Origin of the sequence: Mycoplasma wenyonii (assembly GCF_003265155.1) — a bacterium.
GTDB lineage: Bacteria > Bacillota_I > Bacilli_A > Mycoplasmatales > Mycoplasmoidaceae > Eperythrozoon_A > Eperythrozoon_A wenyonii_C.
Genome location: NZ_QKVO01000023.1, coordinates 1 through 4,778, shown reverse-complemented (window position 1 = coordinate 4,778; position 4,778 = coordinate 1). Strand labels below are relative to the sequence as shown.

Here is a 4,778-nt window from a genome sequence, read left to right as displayed (position 1 = left end):
AGAATGTCTTGTTTGGATCCATTTGAGACTCATCATCTGTGAATCTTTCTCCCTCTGAAGCTACTGTGTAAGTTGGAGAACTATAAGGTTCTGTTACAACAAAGTGTTTTATTTCTTGTTCTTCAGGAAGGTTTTGATAAATGTCTCTGTATTTCTCTTCTGTTACTTGGAAATTATCTGAAAGAGAAGGGGAGACTATTCCTGACTGGGGGGGGCAATGATTCTCTCTCCGGTAACTAATTTTCTTAGTCCAACAATAGATCCAATTATTGTTGAAATTAAAACAGTTCCGCCCTTTCAGGTAATAGTAGCCATAATTTTTATCTAATTATTGTCCTATGAATTTTAAGTTTGTTTTTATGGTCTTGCAATTAATGTTGTTAAGAATTCTCAAAAGTTTTTTGTAGTTAGAAAAATCAAATTATCATTTTTTTATTTTTTTCAACAATTTAAATTACCTGTAAGTTTGGATTAACAACTTCCTAACTTAATGGGTAGGAAAGTTAAGTTAGTTAAATTAGGTGAGATTTGTGAGTTTCAAGTAGGTTTGCTTGTGCCTTCAAATATGCAATCTAAAGATAACTTACAAGAAGAATTACTGCCTTTTTTGAAAATAGGAAATTTACAAGAAGCGAATATCACTACTGATAAATTGAGTTGAATTAACCCAAAAGATTTTTCGATAAAGGATAGTCATTTTCTCTATCCAGATGAAATAATTGTTGCAAAATCTGGGGCAAATTCTGGAAAAATAGCTATTAATCAAACTAATCAAAAGATAATTTTTTATTCTGGTTGCGCGAAACTATGTTTAAAAGCGAGAGGTGTTGACAAAAAATATTTATTCCATGCCTTATTAACAAAACAAGAAGAAATTTATACCAACAGAACTACAGGGGCACAACCTAATTTAGTTCCAACAAAATTTATGAAACTCAAAATCCCTCTCCCGCCCCTTAAGCAACAAGAAAAAATTGCAAAATGGCTCGAAACCTTCTCGTCCCTAGAACGGCAACTAGAACGGCAACTAGAACGGCACAAAACTCAGTATAGGTACTATTTGAACCGCCTAATGCGGGGGGGGCGATTGACGGAATTGAAGGAGATCATTAAAGAAGCTTTTTCTGGAACTTTGATTACTAAATCTCAAATCACAACTGAAGGCATTCCTTGTATTAGATATGGAGAGATTTATACCACTTATAACATTTGTTGTGAAGCTCCAATTTCTCACATCGCATTAGACAATGAAAAAGAATACAGGTACTGTGAAAAAAATGATCTACTTATTACAAAAATAGGTGAAAGTATTTCAGAGATAGCTAAGCCTTTGGCTTATATAGGAGAAAAATTAGTGGCAATTGATAGTAATACTACTCTCTTGAAACATAATCAAAATGCTAAATATTTAGCTTACGCGTTATCTACAGACAATATAAAAAAACAAAAACAACACGTATGTAATATTTCACCTATAACAATTAGCGTAAATTTAAAGCAGATTTCCAAACTTAAAATCCCCCTGCCCTCTCTCGAAAAGCAAGAAAAAATAGCTAATTGATTAGATAGATTTAGAGAATTAACAGAAAATATTTCTAAAGGTTTACCTAGAGAAATTCTTTTACTTAAACAACAATCTAGATACTACAGAGAAAAACTAATTAACTAAACAATTAAAAAATTGAAATTTTAGTTTTTTCGACCAATATATTTAAATTTCCTCTTTAACTGAATTAAACTTTCCCGCTTTTTCTTTAAGCAGGTTACTAATTAAAGAATATTTGAACAAATTTAGATTGAAAAATTAAAAACAAGAAAAGCTATTAAATAGTAGCTTGAACTTATTTTCGCTAAAAAAAAAGACTTTCACCTTTTTAAATCCTTTAAGTTGTGTTACTGGAGGGGTTTGCTATGGGCTATCTTCTGTACCTTGAACATCAATATTTTCTGAAATTTCATCAATATATTCCCAGAGGGGATGAAAGAGAACTGGTCATCCCAGATTTGTACTTGGCTCTTCCGACAGAGGTAAGCGGGAGTTAAGTGTAGATGCAAAAGGGTTACTTAAGCGCAAGAATAATGGAGGGGAAATACCTTTCGAAGATGTAGTAATAAGATGAGGGGCTTGACCTTTAAAAATTTATGATGTTTTGGTTCGTGACAGTAGTTGCGGTGATGAAAAATATTATGTAGCTAGACACATTTGAGAAAATGATTATTGGTTAGATAATGGGAAAACAGTCACTCTAACTTCGCCTTCAAAAGATTTCTGCAATGGGGGGGGCGAGAGAAAGAAAGTTAATACTTTAACACTGAATTTTCAAAAAGAAGGTGTAAAAGTATCTTCCAACATAATGATTTGAATTAAGTTTTGTAAATTTAAGTGGAATGGAGACGGATTAAGTTTAAGTTGTAAATGTAATGCGAATACGAATGGAAGTAAAGAAGAAACAGTTACTTTGACACTAGGAAGTGACTCTTATAAAAGTTAATTAGTTAATTCAATAAAGTATTTCTGTAATTTAAGTAACTCTCTAATCTCTTTTTCATTAGTTTTTTGAATTTGAAAGAAAGGCTCACAAATTTGTTCAAACGTCACCATAAGTAATCGAGGGGGTAAATTAATCTGAAAATTTCTCAGATCTTCTTGTCCCATGCCACTCATAACAGTCCCTCTACCTAACCCTTTGATTTTTTCCAAATTATCTTTAAGTAGGAATCAAAAATAATTTTTCAAGAATTTATCCCCAAAAAGACCAAACAACCCTCGGGTGAAACATATTTGTTGATCATTTATTGCAATAACTCCTATAGTTCCTCGGCAAGAGAATAATATTGAATCTTCGGGAATAATGTAGGTACTACAACTGTTATATCCTTCTTGAGTTATATTTGTTTCCCCTCTATCGATAAATTTTCCTTTTCTGGAAGTTAAATCTTTTATACCTACTCAAGGAATTCCTCCCTCTTGACAAAAATATTCAGGATATTTAGTAGAAGGGGTCGCGCCCCCTTTAATAGTAAATAAATCTCCTAGTTTCTTTCTCTCTAACTGATCTTCTGATAACTTATCGAACAATATGTGGTAATAGGATTCCATTCATTTTTCTAGAGTCTCGTTTATCTCTCTCTTTAACTTAATTATCCTTTCAACTATTTGATATTTTCTTACTAACTCTTCTTGCTGGCTGGGGGGGGCACTCTAATAGGGAGATTGCAAAAGTCTTCTCAAGGCAAAACCATTTCAACTCCGTGACAAGCATAATGCAAGAGTATGTTTTTTTTCCTTTGACTTTTAAGAATTAGAAACAAATACTTACCATCGAGTGAAAAATCTGAAATACTAAAAACTGTGTGAATATTGCTGATTATGCCTAAGTCATTGTGTGTATATCTTTCGAATGCAAACTCTCTTACTTGTCCCAAGTGCATTAAATCAACAGCTATCTGCCCTTTCCTCAAAATCCAATAAGAACTTTTATCCCTTTTTCCCTTATCGAAAGGTAACTCTACTAACCCCTCACTCGCACTAAGACCAAAATGTCTAGTGGCTAATAATTGAGTATTCTTTTCTCTACTTAATCGAATGTATTTTCCTAAAGGATGAAGTGATTCATTTTTTGTCATTTAATTTTTAAATGTTTGCAATTGTTACCTTAATTTAATTGCACTTTTTATCTAATAATTAAGAATTTTTTTTGACTAAAGTTATCTTGCAAATGAAATAATAGATTTAATAAAAGCAGTTAGTTCCGTGGGGATGGCAAAAGAGTTGTTATCTAAAGTTTTTGAAAAACAGAAAATATATTAAATGCATTGACTAATCCAGAAAATTTATTGTTACTCTTGAATTTGGATGATTATGCTGAATTAAGTTGAAATTGTGTGAATCGAAATTTTAATTAGTATCTAAATACTTGTGAGAAAATCAATGTTTGTTTCTAATGAGTGGGGGGGGCTAGAGAGGACAGTATTTAAAGAAAAACTCAAGAGAGGTTTATTCTATTTTTTTCGAAGAGATGTTGAATTTGAAAATGCATACACTAAACTTTTAAGATTTTCAGCTTTACAACTAATTTTTGCCATAGCATATCCTTCTTCTATAGTAAGCCATGGAATTCATAGTTCATGAGGAGATAACCCTTTCTTTGGATTTATATCTGTGGCTGGAGTAATAATGTTATTAGTGGCATTTGTTAATTGAAAAGTAACTAAAAATTATCAAAGCTGTTGCTCGAATCAACAGGAAGAGAAAAATAAATTATTACTTATAGAGGCAATGTTGTCCTTCAGCACTTTGCCATTTTGTCTTTTCACTAAGCCTTTATTCTTTTGAAGACATTACAAAAATAAGGAAAAATAAACCATTTAGAATCTCCATTTAAAAATTTTTTAGAGTAAAAACAATTAACTTGATATTTTTATTTCTCTATCCTAAAAGGCTTAAAGAAAGTTTTTCAGTTAGATTTTGGATGGCCTTTCTTATCTTGCTTTTCCTTGCATTTAGCTCATGAATTAAAGAACTTCTTTAATCACATAATCGACTTTAGATTTTTAGGAACTTATAAATTCTTTATATAAATTTGAAATCTCTATTTTCCCCTGTAAAATCCTTAAGTACATTTTTTCCTTATGAATGGAAAGCTTTTTGCTGTAGTAACGGCTGTAGGGGGAAGTGTTGTCGGGGGAGTAACTTATCTATTTACATCAAATGGTTCCGATGCAATTACAGAACAAATTAGATCACCGATCGTTAATACTGTAAATCAAACTCCTTC

General features: G+C 31.6%; 5 protein-coding genes. 3 read left to right on the top strand and 2 right to left on the bottom strand.

Annotated elements, in window-relative coordinates; translation table 4 throughout:
- Positions 1-490 precede the first annotated feature (490 nt).
- Both DNK47_RS03215 and DNK47_RS03210 read left to right on the top strand, forming a co-directional pair.
- Positions 491-1,669, top strand: a complete 1,179-nt coding sequence (locus DNK47_RS03215) for a restriction endonuclease subunit S (RefSeq protein WP_112665897.1) — start codon at positions 491-493, stop codon at positions 1,667-1,669.
- A gap of 166 nt (positions 1,670-1,835) precedes the next feature.
- Positions 1,836-2,492 (top strand): hypothetical protein, encoded by a 657-nt coding sequence (locus DNK47_RS03210; protein WP_112665895.1) that lies wholly within the window; start codon positions 1,836-1,838, stop codon positions 2,490-2,492.
- On the opposite strand, the gene DNK47_RS03205 is transcribed toward DNK47_RS03210, so the two are convergent.
- Both DNK47_RS03205 and DNK47_RS03200 read right to left on the bottom strand, forming a co-directional pair.
- Positions 2,489-3,100, bottom strand: a complete 612-nt coding sequence (locus tag DNK47_RS03205) for a restriction endonuclease subunit S (protein ID WP_112665893.1) — start codon at positions 3,098-3,100, stop codon at positions 2,489-2,491. The two genes, DNK47_RS03210 and DNK47_RS03205, sit on opposite strands and share 4 nt — an antisense overlap.
- 71 nt (positions 3,101-3,171) lie before the next feature.
- Positions 3,172-3,627, bottom strand: coding sequence for a hypothetical protein (locus DNK47_RS03200; RefSeq protein WP_112665891.1), 456 nt, complete (start codon positions 3,625-3,627; stop codon positions 3,172-3,174).
- Positions 3,628-3,931: 304 nt separating this feature from the next.
- Between DNK47_RS03200 and DNK47_RS03195 the strand changes: the two genes are divergently transcribed.
- On the top strand, positions 3,932-4,363 hold the full coding sequence (locus DNK47_RS03195; RefSeq protein WP_112665889.1) for a hypothetical protein: 432 nt from the start codon (positions 3,932-3,934) through the stop codon (positions 4,361-4,363).
- Positions 4,364-4,778 lie beyond the last annotated feature (415 nt).